Origin of the sequence: Actinocatenispora rupis, from assembly GCF_016861975.1 — a bacterium.
Taxonomy (GTDB): Bacteria; Actinomycetota; Actinomycetes; order Mycobacteriales; family Micromonosporaceae; genus Actinocatenispora; species Actinocatenispora rupis.
This window is the reverse complement of sequence record NZ_BOMB01000010.1, coordinates 336250-352675: the sequence shown is the minus strand read 5'-3', so window position 1 is coordinate 352675 and position 16426 is coordinate 336250. Positions and strand designations below refer to the sequence as shown.

The 16426-nt window shown below is 76.9% G+C and carries 7 protein-coding genes; 1 reads left to right on the top strand and 6 read right to left on the bottom strand.

From position 1 onward, the window contains the following. The first annotated feature begins 1 nt into the window (after window position 1). On the top strand, window positions 2-676 hold the full coding sequence (locus Aru02nite_RS09750; RefSeq protein ID WP_203656836.1) for a Crp/Fnr family transcriptional regulator: 675 nt from the start codon (window positions 2-4) through the stop codon (window positions 674-676). On the opposite strand, the gene Aru02nite_RS09745 is transcribed toward Aru02nite_RS09750, so the two are convergent. Genes Aru02nite_RS09745 through Aru02nite_RS09720 form a run of 6 tightly spaced genes read right to left on the bottom strand, consistent with a single transcriptional unit; the run spans window position 663 to window position 16424 of the window. Beyond that, complete coding sequence (locus tag Aru02nite_RS09745) at window positions 663-1877, bottom strand: cytochrome P450 (protein WP_203656834.1); 1215 nt, start codon at window positions 1875-1877, stop codon at window positions 663-665. The genes Aru02nite_RS09750 and Aru02nite_RS09745 overlap by 14 nt on opposite strands. Beyond that, the gene (locus tag Aru02nite_RS09740; RefSeq protein ID WP_203656832.1) at window positions 1874-3910 is read right to left on the bottom strand and encodes a type I polyketide synthase; all 2037 of its coding nucleotides are present in this window, start codon (window positions 3908-3910) and stop codon (window positions 1874-1876) included. Before Aru02nite_RS09740 ends, Aru02nite_RS09745 begins: the two co-directional genes overlap by 4 nt. 4 nt (window positions 3911-3914) lie before the next feature. Next, a complete protein-coding gene (locus tag Aru02nite_RS09735) occupies window positions 3915-7058 on the bottom strand; it encodes a non-ribosomal peptide synthetase (protein WP_203656830.1) in 3144 nt (1047 codons plus the stop codon). Further along, the gene (locus Aru02nite_RS09730) at window positions 7058-10825 is read right to left on the bottom strand and encodes a non-ribosomal peptide synthetase (RefSeq protein ID WP_203656828.1); all 3768 of its coding nucleotides are present in this window, start codon (window positions 10823-10825) and stop codon (window positions 7058-7060) included. Before Aru02nite_RS09730 ends, Aru02nite_RS09735 begins: the two co-directional genes overlap by 1 nt. Continuing rightward, window positions 10813-15372 carry a non-ribosomal peptide synthetase gene (locus tag Aru02nite_RS09725; RefSeq protein ID WP_203656826.1) on the bottom strand — a complete coding sequence of 1520 codons (4560 nt, stop codon included), beginning with the start codon at window positions 15370-15372 and terminating at the stop codon, window positions 10813-10815. Before Aru02nite_RS09725 ends, Aru02nite_RS09730 begins: the two co-directional genes overlap by 13 nt. After that, entirely contained in the window at window positions 15369-16424 is a 1056-nt protein-coding gene (locus Aru02nite_RS09720) for a MupA/Atu3671 family FMN-dependent luciferase-like monooxygenase (RefSeq protein ID WP_203656824.1), read from the bottom strand. Before Aru02nite_RS09720 ends, Aru02nite_RS09725 begins: the two co-directional genes overlap by 4 nt. Window positions 16425-16426 lie beyond the last annotated feature (2 nt).

Here is a 16426-nt window from a genome sequence, read left to right as displayed (position 1 = left end):
CGTGTCCCGGTCTGTATCACGCGATACGTCAGCCCTCCGGGCCGTACCGCTGTTCGCGGCGGTACCGGCGGAACGCCTCGCGGCGCTGCACCCGACGGCGGTGACGTACCCGGCGGGCGGGGTGCTGTGCCGGGCCGGGGAACCCGCCACCGACCTGCCCGTCCTGCTCGCCGGCCGGGTCGCCGCCAGCGCTGCCACCGCGTCCGGGCGGGTGCTCCGGTTCGGGGAGTACGCGGCGCCGTGCGCGCTGGACAAGGTGGCCGTCACCGACGGCGGCGGGCACACCGCGACACTCACCGCCGTCGGCCCCTGCCGGGTGTACCGGCTGCCCCGTGCCCGGTTCCTCGACCTCGTCGACGACCACGCCCCGCTCCGGCGGCACCTGCTGCGGAAGCTCGCCGACACGGCCCGGGACGAGCGGCGGCGCTGGCTGACCGCGGGAGTACCGGCGCAGGCCCGGCTCGCCGGCTGGCTGCTCGACCGCGCCGCCGACGACGACGTGGTACGCCTGCCCGGTGGCCGGCAGGACCTCGCCGACCTGCTCGGCGTCACCCGCGTGACCGTCAGCCGCGAACTGTCCCGGCTCCGCCGCGCCGGGCTGATCGCCGTCGACGGCCGCACCGTCCACCTCCTCGCCCCCGAACTCCTCGCCCTGCGCGCGGTCAGCGCGGGGTGAGGTGGAGGGGCAGGGTGCGTACGCCGGTGATGAAGGTGGAGGGGATGCGGGTGACGGGGCCGGCGACGTCGATCGACGCGACCGTACGGCACAGCTCGGCGAGTACGGCGCGGATCTCGGCCCGGGCTAGCTGGGCGCCGAGGCAGAAGTGCGTGCCGTACCCGAAGGTGAGGTGGCGGTTGGGGGTGCGTGCCGGCTCGAACGTGTCGGGGTCGGGAAAGGCGCGCTCGTCGCGGTTGGCGGAGGCGATCCAGAGGGTGACGACGTCGCCGGGGGCGAGGTGCCGGCCGTGCAGGTCGGTGTCGGCGGTGACGGTACGGCCGACGTGCGCGGCGGGTGCGGTCCAGCGCAGGATCTCCTCGGTGGCGGGCGCGAGCAGGTCGGGGTCGGCGCGCAGCCGGGCCCACGCGTCGGGCCGTTCGGCGAGCGCGAGGACGCCGCCGGCGAGGGCGAGCCGGGCGGTCTCGTCCCCGCCGATGATGAGGTTGTAGCAGTTGAGCAGGATCTCGGCGTCGGTGAGCGGGCGGCCGTCGACGGTGCCGGTGACGAGCCGGCTGACGATGTCCGCGCCGGGTACGTCGCGGCGTTGCGTGGCGAGGTGCGTGTAGTACAGGAGGATCTCGCTGCGGGCGATGCGGGCCTCGACGCCGACGTCGGTGGCCTGGTCGCCGAGCATGGCGGTGTTGGTGAGGTCGAGGACGCGGTCCCGGTCGCCGGCGGGGACGCCGAGCAGGTCGCAGATGGCGCGCAGCGGGATCTGCGCGGCCACCTCGGCGACGAGGTCCCCGCCGCCGCGGGCGACGAGTCGGCCGACGAGTTCCGTTGCGGCGCGGGCGATCGAGCCGGTGACGGGGCCGAGCGTACGCGGGCCGAAGCCGTCGGCGAGCAGCCGCCGCAGCCCGGCGTGGAACGGCCCGTCGGTGACGACGAGCATCCGGCCGGCGCCGGCGTCGTGGCCGCGCAGCAGCGTGTCGAGCATGTTGCCGCGCAGCGAGGTGAAGTGCTCGGTGTCGCGGGCGATGCGCAGCACGTCGGCGTGCCGGGTGACCGCCCAGAACCCGTCGTACCGGCGGACGGGGTCGTGCGCGCGCAGCCACCGCCAGACCTCGGTCAGGTCGTACCGGGCGTGCAGGTCGGGGTCGAGGAGGTCGGCGTCCGGGCCGGCGGGGTGCACCGGCCGCGGACGGGCGGCGGTGGTCACGGTTGCGACTCGATCTCGTCGAGCAGCGCGGCGAGCGCGTCGTCCTCGTCGGCGGCGGTGCCGACGATCCGGTCGGCGAGCTCGCGGATGGTCAGCTGCTCCAGGAACAGTTCCACCGGTACGTCGAGGCCCTGCTCGTCGTGCAGCCGGCCGGCGAGCAGGATCGCGGTGAGCGAGTCGCCGCCGACGGCGAAGTACGTGCGGTCGAGGTCGTCGGGGGTGAGCGCGAGGGTCGAGGTGAGCAGGGCGAGTACCGCGGCGGTGGGGTCGCCGGCCGGCTCGGGCGTCCCGTCGTCGCCGGCCGGCTCGGGCGCTGCACTCTCCGCGGGGGTGGCGGTGGGTGTGCCGGGCAGGGTGAGGGCGCCGCGGTGGTCGCCGGCGAACGGGTACGCGGGCAGGTGCACGCGACGCGCGCCCGCGGCCGGCGGCGGCCAGTCCACGTCGTCGCCGTTCAGCCACGCGGTGGTGAGGGGCGCGGATTCCGTTGTGCCGTCGGCGATCGCGTCCGCGGCGCGGCCGGGGTCGGCGGCGATCGCGTCGAGCGCGTCGGCCGCCCGGCCGGGGTCGTCGGCCACGACGACGGCACGGACCGACAGCGCGGCGCGTCCGGTACGCAGGGTGTGCCCGACGTCGGCGAGACGCGGCGCGTCGGGTGCCCGGAGTACGGCGGCGAGGGCGCGGGCGATCGTGCCCAGTTGGCCGGGCGTACGGGCCGAGATCGGCAGCACCTCGGTGGTTGTGTCCACAGTGGACGGTGCAGGTACCGGGGGCTCGGCGAGGACCAGGTGCACGTTGGTGCCGCCGATCGCGACACCGGTGACCCCGGCGAGCCGCGGCCCGTCCGCCGGTGCCGGCCACTCGGCCGTACCGGTGGGCAGGGTGAACGGGGTGCCGGCCAGGTCCGGGTGCGGCCGGGACGCGCCCGGGGAGGCGACGACGGTGCGGTGCCGCAGCATCAGCGCCACCTTGACGAGGGCGGCGACCCCGGCCGCCGCGTCCAGGTGGCCGATCGCGGCCTTCACCGAGCCGAGCCCGATCCGTTTCGTACCAAGGGAATCCGGGGTCGTGCCGAGGGCGGCGGTGAGGGCGGAGAGTTCGACGCGGTCACCGAGGCGGGTGGCGGTGCCGTGCGCCTCGACGTACTGCGCGGCGGACGGGGGCAGGCCGGCGGCCGACCACGCCTCGACGATCGCGGCGGTCTGGCGCGCCACCCCGGGTGCGGTGAAGCCGAGCTTCGCGGCGCCGTCGTTGGTGACGGCCGAGCCGAGGAGCACCGCGTACACGGGGTCGCCGGCGTCGAGCGCGTCGGCCAGCCGGCGCAGCACCACCACCCCGACCCCGCTGCCCGGTACGGTGCCGTCGGCGTCGGCGGTGAACGGGCGGCAGCGGCCGTCCCGGGACAGGATCCCGCCGTCCTGGTGGACGTAGCCGCGGGGGCGGACGGACTCGACGGAGACGCCACCGGCGAGCGCGGTGTCGCACTCCCCCAGCAGCAGCGCCTGCGCCGCCACGTGCACGGCGGCGAGCGAGGTGGCGCACGCGGCCTGCACCGTCAGGCTCGGCCCGGTCAGCCCGAACCGGTACGACAGCCACGGCGCCAGGAACTCCCGGTCGGTCAGCGTACGCACCTGCATCGTCCCGAACTCGGCGGCCAGCGTCGGGTCCGCGGCGGCGGCGACCATGTGCCCGGTGGGGCTGCCGCCGACGTACACGCCGGTGTCGGGCGGGGCGTTGCGCGGGTCGTACCCGGCGTCCTCGAACGCCTGCCACGCGGTCTCCAGCAGCAGCCGGTGCTGCGGGTCGAGGATGGCCGCCTCGCGCGCGTTGACGCCGAACAGCTCCGCCTCGAACCGGTCCGCGTCCGCCAGGTACCCGCCGGAGCGGACCAGGTCGGGGTGCGCGTCGCCGTCGTCGGCGGGCAGGTCGGTGATCGCGCAGACGCCCGCGCGCAGGTTCGCCCAGTACGTGCGGAGGTCGGGCGCGCCGGGGAAACGGCCGGCCATGCCCACGATCGCCACGGCGGTGTCGGTCATCTCCTCACGATCCCTTCGCGGTACGGGCCGCGGCCAGTCGGGCGCGGCGGTCACGGCCCCGGCGGGCCGCGTCGTCGGCGTCCGGCGGGGTGCCGGTCGCCGTGTCGAGCCGGCTGGCGAGCGCGGCGACGGTCGGGTGGCGGAACAGGTCGACGAGGCCGAGGTCGGCGGCGAGGCCGTCCTCGCGCAGCGCGGTGAGCACCGCGAGCAGGCGTACCGAGTTGCCGCCGAGGTCGAAGAACGTGTCGTGCACGCCGACCTCGGCCAGGCCGAGTACCCGGCGCCAGATGGCCGCGATCCGTTGCTGCGTCGGCGTTTCCGGCGCCGCGTACGGCTGGGCGAGCGCGGGCCGGCCGGTCGGTGGGGCGGGCAGCGCGGCCCGGTCCAGCTTGCCGGAGCGGCCGGTGGGCAGCGCGTCGAGCCGGACCACCGCGTCCGGTACGAGGTAGCCGGGCAGGCGTTCGGCGAGCCAGCCGCGGAGTTCGGCCTGCGACGGCACGTCGTCGCCCACCACGTACGCGGCGAGGCGGCGGTCGATCGGGTCGCCGAGCACGGTGGCCGCCGCGGCGGTGACGGCGGGATGCCCGGCCAGTACGGTCTCGATCTCGCCCAGCTCGACCCGGAAGCCGCGCACCTTGACCTGCGTGTCGCTGCGCCCCAGGTACGACAGGGCGCCGCTGTCGTCGTACCGGCCGAGGTCGCCGGTGCGGTACATGCGGGTGCCGGGCGGGCCGAACGGGTCGGCGACGAACCGTTCGGCGGTCAGCCCGGGCCGGTGCGCGTACCCGCGGGCGAGGCTGTCGCCGGCCAGGTAGATCTCGCCGACCACGCCGACCGGCACCGGCCGCAGCAACTCGTCCAGCAGGTACGCCCGGACGTTGGGCACCGGCCGCCCGATCCGCACCGGTACGCCGGGGCGCAGCACCTCGGTCGTGGCGTACACGGTGTTCTCGCTGGGGCCGTACGCGTCGATGACGCGGCGGCCGTCGGTGGCCCAGCGGTCGACGAACTCCGGCGGGCACGGCTCGCCGCCGACCGCGACCGTACGCAGGTCGGGCAGGGGCCGGGTGGGCAGCGACATGCCGGCCGCGGGCGGCAGGAACACGTACGTGATGCGGTCGGTGCGCAGCCGGTCGTGCAGCGCGTCGCCGAGCCGTTCGTCCTCGGTCGCGACGTGCAGCGCGGCACCGGCCGTCCAGGCGAAGAACAGGTCGGAGACGGCCACGTCGAACCCGAACGACACGTACTGCAGGACCCGGTCGTCGGCGGTGACGCCGAAGCCGGGGCGTACCGCGACGGTCAGGTTGGTGAGGGCCCGGTGGCAGACCGCGACGGCCTTCGGCGTACCGGTCGAGCCGGACGTGAACAGCAGGTACGCCAGCGTGTCCGGGCCGACCGCACCACCCGGTCCGGGCGCGACGTCCGGCACGTCGAGCGTGTCGCCGGCCAGCACCCCGGTCGGTACGCCCAGGTCGTCGGTGCGGCCGGGCGCGGTGAGCACCAGGTGGGCGCGGGCGTCGGCGAGCAGCGCGCGCAGCCGTACGGTGGGCTGCTCGGGGTCGAGCGGCAGGTACGCCCCGCCGGCCCGCAGCACGGCGAGCGCCGCGAGAGCCATGTCCGCCGAGCGGGGCAGGCACACGCCGACGGGTACCTCCGGGCCGACGCCCGCCGCGCGCAGCCGCTCGGCGATCCGGTCCGCCCGCCCCATCAGCTCCCGGTACGTCAGCGTCGTGTCGCCGCACACCAGCGCGACCGCGTCCGGCCGGGCCGCGGCACGCTCCGCCACCAGGTCGGGTACCAGCCCGGACGCGGTGGCGGCGGTGCGGTTCCAGTCCCCGACGACCCGGTCGTACTCGGCGGCGTCCAGCAGCGGCGGCGCGGTGACCGGCGCGGCCGGGTCGGCGAGCAGTCCCGCCAGCAGCACCCGGAACGCGTCCGCCCAGCGCCGTACGGTCGCCGGGTCGAACAGGTCGGTGCGGTGGATCAGCCGCGCCACGAGGTCGCCACCGGCGCGCTCCACGTACAGCAGGAGGTCGAACTTGGCGGCGTCGAGCGGCACGTCCAGCCGGGTGACGGTGGCGCCGGGCAGCTCCAGCCGCGGCTCGGTGTCGTCGTCGTACGCGAAGGCGACCTGAACCAGCGGGTCGTGGCTGAGCGCCCGGCACGGCGCGACCGCGTCCACCACCGCACCGAACGGCGCGTCCTGGTACGGCCGGGCCGCGGCCAGCTCGGCGCCCAGCCGCCCCACCAGGTCGGCGAACGGGGGCGCGCCGCCGGCGTCGACTCGGACGGCGAGGGTGTTGGCGAGCATGCCGACCAGCTCCTGCACGTCCGCCCGGTCCCGCCCCGCCACCGGTACGCCGACGACGAGGTCCCGCTGCCCCGACACCCGCCGCAGGAACACCGCGTACGCGGCGAGCAGCACGGTGAACGACGTCGTCCGGTGCGCCCGCGCGACCGCGGCGATCCGCGCGCCGTCCAGGACGAACCGGGTCGAGTCCGCGGCGGTCGACTGCACCGCCGGGCGCGGCCGGTCGGTCGGCAGCGCCAGCGTGTCCGGCGCGCCGCGCAGCCGGTCCCGCCAGTACCGGACGGCGTCGTCGTAGTCGCCGGCGGCGAGCCGTTCCTGTTGCCACGCCGCATAATCCGGGTACTGGAGGGCCAGCGGCGCGAGCCCGTCCGCGTCGGCGTACGCGGTGCCGAGGTCGGCGAGGAGGACGGCGAGCGACCAGCCGTCGCAGACGATGTGGTGCGCGACGAGCAGCACCGCGTGCCCGCCGTCGGTGGTGCCGACCACGGTGCAGCGCAGCAGCGGCCCGCGCGCCAGGTCGAACGGCCGCCGCGCCTGCCCGGCGAGCACCGCGTCCAGCCCCTCCGGCGGTACGTCGCGCACGACGGTCACGTCCGGCTCCGCCGCCGCGGCCACGACCTGCACGTACCCGCCGTCCGGGGCGGGCCGGAACGTGGTGCGCAGCGCCTCGTGCCGCGCCACCACGGCGCCCAGCGCGCGCACGAACGCCGCCACGTCGAACGGCCCGACCACCCGGAACGCCGCCGGCACGTGGTACTGCGTGCTGCCCGGGTGCAGCCGGTCGAGTACCAGCAGCCGTTGCTGCTCCGCGGACACCGCGAACGCGTACTCGTCCACTAGACCTCCTCCGAGTCGAGGACGGCGGCCACCCGCGGCGCCTGGTCGGGCCGCAGCATCGCGCCGTGCGTACACGCCAGTTCGGACACCCGGACGTCGGCCGCGACCCGCCGCCAGGCCCGCTCCTTCGCCGGCGTACCGGGGCCGTCGGCGGTGGCGGACACCAGCGCCACCGCCCCGTCGTACCGGGTGGGGCGGTAGGTGTGCGCGAGCGTGATGTGCCGGGCGCACAGGTCGGCGGCGCGGGCGAGCGTCCGGCGGGGCCAGCCGTACAGCGGGCCGTCGGCGGCGCGGACCGCGTCGAGCACGGCGTCCCGGGACAGCGGACCGGCGGGCACCGGCACCAGGCCGCTGCGCAGCAGGATCCGCAGCGTCTCGTCCGCCACCAGGTCCGGGTCCGGCTCGGCCACCGGGCCGTGCTGCGGCGCCGCGTCGAGTACCGCGACCAGCTCGACGCGCTCGCCGGCCGCCCGCAGCCGCACCGCCAGCTCGTACGCCAGCAGACCGCCGAACGACCGCCCCGCCAACCGGTACGGCCCGGTCGGGCGCGCCGCGGCGATCCGCGCCAGGTACTCGTCGGCCATCGCGGTGACCGACCCGGGCAGCGGGCCGCCGGACAGCGCGGGCGCCTGGAGCGCGTACACCGGGCGGTCCGGGGACAGGTGCGGCAGCAGCGCCGCGTACGTCCACCCCACCCCCATGCCCGGATGTACGCAGAACAGCGGGGTCGCGGCGCCCTCGGCGCGCAGCGTCAGCAGCGGCGCCAGGCCCAGGTCGGGCACCGACCGCTCCAGCCGCTCGGCGAGCAGCGCCGGGATCGGCGCGGCGAACACCGCACTCACCGGCACCCGTACGGACAGGTCGGTGGCGAGAGCCGCGACGAGCCGCATCGCCGCCAGCGAGTGCCCGCCCAGCTCGAAGAAGCCGTCGTCCGGGCCGACCTCGTCGCGTCCGAGTACGGCGGCGAACAGGCGGCACAGCGCGGCGACCCGGCCGACCGCCACCCGCGTCGCCGGGCGGGGCGCCGGGTCCGGCGGGTCGGGCAGCGCGGCCCGGTCCAGCTTGCCGTGCGGGGTCAGCGGCAGCGCCGCCAGCGGCACGTACACCGCGGGCAGCAGGTGGCGCGGCAGCCGCTCGGCGAGCTGCCGCCGGACGGCGGGCACGTCCACGTCGGCGGGCACCACGTACCCGACGAGGCGGCGACCGCCGGCCGGGTCGGGCCGCGCCGCGACCGCCGCCCCGCGTACGCCAGGGACGGCCAGCAGCGCGGCCTCGACCTCGGCCGGCTCCACCCGGTGCCCGCGCACCTTCACCTGCGCGTCGGCCCGGCCCACGAACTCCAGGTCCCCGGTCGTGGTGCGGCGCACCAGATCCCCGGTCCGGTACAGCCGGCCCGGTGCGTACGGGTCGGCGACGAAACGTTCGGCGGTGAGCGCCGGGCGCCCCACGTACCCGCGGGCCAGCCCGGCGCCGCCCAGGTACAGCTCGCCGACCGCACCGACCGGCGTCGGCCGCAGCCGCGCGTCCAGCACGTACGCCCGGACGCCGGCGAGCGGCCGCCCGATCGGCACGGCACCCGCCGGCACCCCGTCCACCCGGTACGCGGTGGCGAACGTCGTCGCCTCCGTCGGCCCGTACCCGTCGACGATGGTGAGGCGGGGGCACGCGGCGCGGACCCGGCGTACCGCGGCGGGGTCGAGCACGTCGCCGCCCGCCCACACCTCGGTCAGCCCGGCCAGCGCGCCCGGCGCCACCTCGGCCACCGTGCGGAACAGTTCCGCGGTCAGCCACAGCGCGCCGACCCCGGCCGTCAGCTCCGCCAGCCGGTCCACCGCGAGCGGCCCCGGCGGCGCGACGACCACGGTGCCCCCGGTCAGCAACGGCACCCACATCTCGTACGTGGCCGCGTCGAACGTGTGCGGGCTGTGCAGCAGTACGCGACGGTGTGCCGGGCCGGCGAACAGCGGGTCCGCCGCCAGCGCCGCCACCGCCGCGTGCGTCGTGACGACGCCCTTCGGCTCCCCCGTCGACCCGGACGTGAACATCACGTACGCCGCCGACTCCGGCCGCACGCAACCCTTCGGCGGTACGCCGGGCGACGGCGCCGCCGGGTCCAGCCAGCGCACGCCGGGCGGCAGCCAGTCCGGCGGCGCGGGGGCCAGCACGTACCGGACGTCGGCGGCGGCGAGCAGGCCGCGGAGGCGGTCCGCCGGCTGCGCCGGATCCAGCGGTACGTAGCAGCCGCCGGCGAGGAGCGTGCCGAGCTGCGCGACGACGAGGTCGGTCGACCGCGGCAGCGCGACACCCACCGCAGTCTCGGCCGCGATGCCTTGCGCCGCAAGCGATCCAGCCAACCGACCGGCCGCCTCCGCCAGCTGCCGGTAGGTGGTCGTGCGCGCGCCGTCGACCACCGCCACCGCGTCCGGCGTACGCCGCGCCCAGGTGTCGAAGCGCCCGGTCACCGTCTCCTCCGGTACGCCGGGGACGGCGGGGAGCAGCGCGGCGCGCTCGGCCGGCGGGAGTACGTCGACGTCGGCGACCGGGCGGTCCGGACCGGCGAGCACGGTCAGGGTGTGCCGCAGCCGCTCGACGAGCAGCGCCGCCTCGGCCGCCGGGACCAGATCCGGCCGGTACGACACGCGCACCCGCAGCTCGTCGCCGGCCACCACGGCCACCGTCACCGGGTAGTGCGTCGCGTCGCGTACGTCGACCAGCCGGGGTCCGGTCGGCGGCGGCTCCGGCCGCGGAAAGCTCTCGTACGCCAGCACCGTGTCGAACAGGTGACCGCCCAGCTCCGCCAGCGGCACGTGATGGTACGGCGCGAGCGCGGCCTGCTCCGCCTGTACCGCGCGCAGCAGCGTGTCGACGGTGCCCGCCAGCCGGACCCGGACCGGCACCGTGTTGATGAGCAGCCCGACCATCGACTCGACGCCCGGCACCTCCGCCGGCCGGCCGGACACCACCGCGCCGAACACCACGTCGTCGCGGCCCACGTCGTCGCGGCCCACGTCGTCGCTGCCCGCGCACCGCGCCAGTACCAGCGCCCACGCCACCTGTACCAGGGTGTTGACGGTGACGCCGGCGGTCCGGCCGCGCCGCCGTACCGCCTCCGCGGGGAGCGTCACCTCCACCGTCTCCGGAAGTACGCCGGGGGCGGTGGTGCGGTGGTCGGGGCGCAGCAGGGTCGGGCGAGCGCCGGCCAGCGCGGCACGCCAGGCACTCCCGGCCGCCGCCGTGTCCTGCCGCCCCACCCACCCCAGATACTCCCGGTACGCGGGGGCCGGCGGGAGCGTGCCGCCGGCGTACAGGGTGGCGAGGTCGGCGGCGAGAACGGGCATGGACCAGCCGTCCACGAGGATGTGGTGCAGGGTCAGGACCAGGTCGCCGGAGCCGTCCGGGTGGCGCAGCAGCAGCGCGCGCACCAGCGGCGGCCGCGCCGGGTCGAACCGCCGGGCCCGGTCCGCGGCGAGCAGCGGCTCCACCTCGTCCGGCGCGACGGCCAGTTCCCGCCACGGCACCGACACCCGCTCCGGTACGGCCTGGACGAGGCGGTCCGGTGCGACGTGCCGGAAGCAGGCGCGCAGGGTGGGATGCCGGACGAGCAGCCCGTCGACCGCGGCGCGCAGCGCGTCCGCGTCGACCGGTGCGTCGACCGCGAACCGGGCCTGCACCTGGTAGAAGTCCGGGCCGGTGCCGCCGAGCAGCGCGTGGAACAGCAGCCCCTGCTGCGCCGGGGAGACCGGCAGGACGTCGCTCAGCCGGGCCATCGGGCCCCCGCGTCGGCCGAGCCGTCCGGGCCCCGGGGATCGTCGGGGTCGTCGGGGTCGTCGTCGAGGTCGTCCTCCAGCGCGTCGATCTGGTCCTGGTCCAGGCCGACCAGCGGGAAGTCCGACGCGGTACCGCCACCGTCCTGTGTGGACAGTCGGGTCAGCGCGGCGGCCCAGTACTCCGCCAGCGCCGTCACCGCGGCCCCGTCCAGCCGGCCCGGATCGTACGACCAGGTCGCGACGAGGGTGTCGCCGTCCGCGTACACGTCGAGCTCGACGGGGTGGGTGAGCGGCAGGCCGGCGGTGTCGAGCAGGTCGAGACCCCCGGCCGGGCCGTCGCCGGTCGCCAGCCGGCCCAGGTTGTTGAACCGCACGTCCGGCGCCGGGCGGCCGGCGAGCGCGGCGCCGTCCGGATGCAGGTACCGCAGCAGGCCGTAGCCGACGCCACCGCCCGGCACCGCCCGCAGCTGCTCCTTGAGGAGCTTCAACGCCCGCCCCGGCGCACCGTCGTCCGTCCAGTACGCCGGGCCGGCGGCCTCGGCGCCCAGCCACACCGGGTACTGGGTGGTGAACCAGCCGACGGTGCCGGACACGTCCAGCCCGTCGAGTACGTCGCGGCCGTGGCCCTCGCGGTCCACGACCAGCCCGGTGCCGTGGCCGCGCCAGCGGGCCGCCGCCGCGAGCAGCGCGGTCAGCAGTACGTCGTCGGCGCCGCACCGGAAGTCGGCGAGGATCCGGGGCAGCCAGGCCACGTCGACCGTGCCGCGTACCGTCTGCCGGGCGCCCGCCGGAGCCGGGCCGGGCGGCAGCAACGGCGCGGCCGGCAGGTCCCGCCAGTACGCCGGGTCGGGCGGCTGCTGCGCCGCGAGCGCCCGCGCCCAGGTCCGGAACGACACCGGCGGCGCCGGATCGACGCGGCCGGACACCAGCGCGGCGAGGTCGTCGGCGAGGATCCGCCAGGACACCCCGTCCACGGCGAGGTGGTGCACGGTCAGCAGCACCTGACCGCCGCCCTCGTACCAGACGGCGCGCAGCGGTACGCCGGTCGTCGGGTCGATGCGGGTCTCGGCGGCGGTCTCCGCGGCCACCCGCCGGATCTCCTCGGCGGTCCAGCCGGCGGCGGGCACCCGGCGCAACGCCAGCGCCGTACCGGGTGGGCCGACGACCAGGTGGTCGCCGTCGAGCCGGAGCCGCAGCGCGCCGTGCCGGGCGACGAGCGCGTCCAGCGCGGCGGCGACCCGGGCGCCCGGTGCGCGCGGTGGCACCGGCAGCAGCGCCGACATCGTGAACTCGTCGGCCGCGCCGCCGGCCTCCCGCCACCACCGCATCACCGGCGTCAGCGGTACGGCACCGACGCCGTCGTCCGGTGCGGTGTCGGCGCGGGTGACCGGCACCGCGCGTGCGGCGAGCGCGGCCGGAGTACGGGCGGTGAACACGTCGCGCGGACCGATCGTCAACCCGGCGGTACGGGCGCGCGCGGCGAGCTGGATCGCCATGATGCTGTCGCCGCCGAGCGCGAAGAAGTCGTCGTCGACCCCCACCCCCGGTACCCCGAGCACGTCGGCGACCAGCGCGCACAGCGTCTCCTCGGCCGGGCCGGCCGGCGCGCGGGTGGCCGGCCGCGGCCCGCTGTCGGGCGCCGGCAGCGCGGCCCGGTCGAGCTTGCCGTTCGCGGTCACCGGCAGCTCCGCCAGCGGTACGAACACCGCCGGGACGAGCTGCGCCGGCAGGGTCGCGAGCGCGTGCGCGCGGACCTCGGCCGGGTCGGCGTCGCCGGTCAGGTACGCGACGAGGCGGCGCTCGGCGGGCGTGTCCCCGCGCGCCACGACCACGGCCCGCCGTACGCCGGGGTGCCGGGCCAGGACCGCCTCGACCTCACCCGGCTCGATCCGTACGCCGCGGAGCTTGAGCTGGTCGTCGGCGCGGCCGAGGAAGTCGAGCTGCCCGTCCGGGCGCCACCGGGCCAGGTCGCCGGTCCGGTACATCCGACCGCCTGGTACGTGCGGGTCGGCGACGAACCGTTCGGCGCTCAGCCCCGGCCGCCCCAGGTACCCGCGGGCCAGCGCCGGGCCGGCCAGGTACAGCTCGCCGACGACGCCGACGGGCACCGCCGCCAGCCGCCGGTCCAGCACGTACGCCCGGGTGCCGGGCAGCGGGCGGCCGATCGGTGGCGTGCTGCCGTCGGCGGTCAGCGGATCGGTGACCGTGGCGCCGACGGTCGCCTCGGTCGGCCCGTACGCGTTGCGCACCGTGCGGCCGGTGGACCAGGCCGCGACGACCTCGGGCGGGCACACGTCGGCACCGGCGCAGACCGTACGCAGGGCCGGGTAGGAGCCCGCCGGTACGCCGGACAGGACGGTCGGGGGCGCGAGCGTCGCGGTGATCCGCCGGTCGGCGAGGACCGCGCCCAGCTCGGCGCCGACCAGCGGCCCCGCCGGCGGTACGACCAGGGTGCCGCCGGCGCCGAACGCCAGGCACAGCTCCCCGACGGAGATGTCGAAACCGGGCGCCCCGAGCAGCAGGACCCGGCTGTCCGGCCCCACCCCGAACGCCCGGACGAGGCCGTCCGCCAGCCCGGCGATCCCGGCGTGCGTCACGACCACGCCCTTCGGCCACCCCGTCGACCCGGACGTGTACATCACCCATGCCGCGTCGCCGGGGCGTACCGGAACGGGTGGGACGGGGTCGGGGGCGGGGTCGGTGGCGTCGACGAGGACGCGCGGCAGGTCGGTGTGGGGCAGGGTCCGGACGGTGGCCGTGTCGGTGAGCAGCGCGACCGGTGCCGCGTCGGCGAGCAGGTAGCGGATCCGGTCGGCCGGGTGGTCCGGCTCGACCGGCAGGTACGCGGCGCCCGCGCGGTGCACGGCCAGCAGCCCGACCACCGCCGACACGGAACGACCGAGCGCCAGCGCCACCGTCGACCCCGGCCGTACACCGGCGGCGGCGAGCCGGGCGGCGAGCGCGTCCACCCGCGCCACCAGGCCCGCGTACGTCAAGGGGCCGGTGTCGGCGTCGACGGCGACCGCGTCCGGGGTGTCCGCCGCCGCCCGGTCGACCAGGTCGACGAGGGTGGCGGGCGGCGGTGCCGGCGGGCCGGATCCGGCTTCGTCGAGCCATTTCCGCTGTTCCACGGACAGCCAGGGCGCGGCGTCCACCGGCGCGTCCGGCTCGGCCAGCAGCCCGCCGAGCAGTACCCCGAACGCGTCGGCCCACCGCCGTACGGTCTCCGGCGGGTACACGTCGGTGCGGATCTCCAGCGTGCCGGCGATGCCGTCGTCGGTGTCGCGGAGGATGCCGACGAGGTCGTGCTCGCCGCCGGTGTGCACCCGCCGCGGGTCGGCGATCGAGCGCAGCGCGGTGACGCTCGGCTGCTTCGGCAGGTGCATGAACACCCAGCGGAACAGCGGCGACCGGCCCGGCACCCGCTGCGGGTCCACCGCACCGACGATCCGCCCCACCGGTACGTCCGCGTGCGCCAGCAACCCCGGGAACTCCGCCGTGAACCGCCGCAGCAGCCCGGCGAACGTGTCGTCCGGCCCGATCCGCCACCTCGTCGGCACCGCGTTCATCACGTACCCGATGGTGCGGGCGAGGCCGCGGGCGGACCGGTTCGCGCTGGGGGTGCCGAGGACCAGGTCGGGCGCGCCGGACAGCCGGTGCGCGAGGACCGCGAACGCCGTCATGAGCACGCCGTACACGGTGGCGTCGTGCCGGCGGGCGACGTCCCGTACCGCCGCCGCGACCTCGGCGTCCAGGTGGAACGGCACCTGCTCGATGTCGAACGAGGTGGCCGGCGCGTCCGTGCCGCCGACGGTCAGCGGCGCCGGCGGATCCGCCAGGTACCGGCGCCAGAAGTCGAGCTGCGCGTCGAACACGCCGGCCCGTTCCAGTTCGCCCTGCCAGCCGGCGAAGTCCGCGTACTGCGTGGCCGGGCGCTCGTGCGGCAGCGGCGCCCCGTCCCGCACCGCCCGGTACGCCGCGGCGAACTCGCCGTGCAGTACGTCGAAGGACCACCAGTCGGTCGCGATGTGGTGCAGCGCAAGGACTAGCGTGCTGCGCCGCTCGTCCACGGTGACGAGCCGGCCGCGGATCGGCGCCTGCTCCGCCAGGTCGAACCGGGTCCGGCTGAAGTCGGCCAGCGCCGCGTCCAGGCTCGTCCCCGCGTCGGCCAGATCGACGCGCTCCAGCGGGAACTCGCCCGCTGCCGCGTACTCGACGCGCGGGTCGTCGGGCGGCCCCACCACCCGCATCCGGAGCACGTCGTGCTGCGCGCACACCGCCGACAGCGCGGCCACCAGGTCGGCCGCCACCACCGGCTCGTCGAAGTGGTACGCGCAGCACAGGTTGAGGGCGGCGGCCTCCGGGTACAGCGCCTCGAAGACCCACAGGTCGCGTTGCGCCGGGCTGAGCCGCGTCGGCGCCCCCGGCGTACGCGGCGGCACCACGGCCGGGATGTCCGCCAGCCGGCCCGCCGCCACCAGCCTGCGCAGTACCGCGACGCGCTGCTCGGTGCTCAGCGCCGCGAACCGCTCCGCCGTCCCGCTCATCCGTCCACGCCCTTTCCGAGGGTGGCGAGCCGGTGCAGGCCCGCGAGTACCTCGTCGGTGTCGAGGCCGAAGTCGACGAAGCAGGCCACCTCGTCGCAGCCGATCGCGGCCAGGTCGTCGAGGGTGGCGCGGCAGGTGTCCACCGAGCCGAGCAGGCTGCCCCAGCTCAGGTACCGGCGCAGCGCGAAGCCGGCGAGCTGGTCGAGCTGCGCGTCGTCCAGCGTGGCGGCGCGGCCGTCGCCGGCCCGGTTCGCCGCCGTCTGCCCCACGTACGACCGCAGGTACGCCAGCAGCGGTGCGTCGATCCGTTGCCGCGCACCGGTGTCGTCGACCCCGACGTACGTGTGGGCCATCAGCGTGACCGTGCCGCGTTCGGCCGTACCGGGCTGAGCGGGGGCGGACTCGTACGCCGCGCGGTACCGGACGATCTTGTCGGCCAGCTCGGCGCGGGTCTGGCCGATCGTTGCGGCGAGCACGTTCGTGCGCAGCCGGCCGGCCGCCTCCCACGTCGCCGGGTTCCCGGAACTGGTGAGCCACAACGGAAGCCGCGGCGAGAACGGCGCCGGCTGCGGCCGTACCGGCACGGGATTCCCGGTACCGTCCGGGAACTCCACCGCCTCGCCCGCCCACAACCGGCGCAGCAGCGCGATGTCCGCGTGCGCGCGCTCGCGGCGGTCCGTGTAGTGGTCCGGGGCGAGCACGAAGTCCGCCGAGTGCCAGCCGGTCGCGACCGAGATGCCGATCCGGCCCCGCGACAGGTTGTCCACCACCGACCAGTCCTCCACCACCCGCAGCGGATGGTGCAGCGGCAGCACCACGCTGCCGGCCCGGACGGCGATCCGTTCGGTGGCGACGGCGAGCGCGGCGGAGAGTACCGGCGGGCTCGGGAAGACCTGGCCGACCTGCTGGAAGTGCCGCTCCGGCGTCCACACGGCCGTGAAACCCAGCGCGTCCGCCGCCCGCGCGATCGTCAGGATCTCGTCGTACTTCGCGGCGTGCCCGCCGTCCGCGCCCGCGTCGTCCGCGCCGAAGAACATCACCGACAGGTCCACGA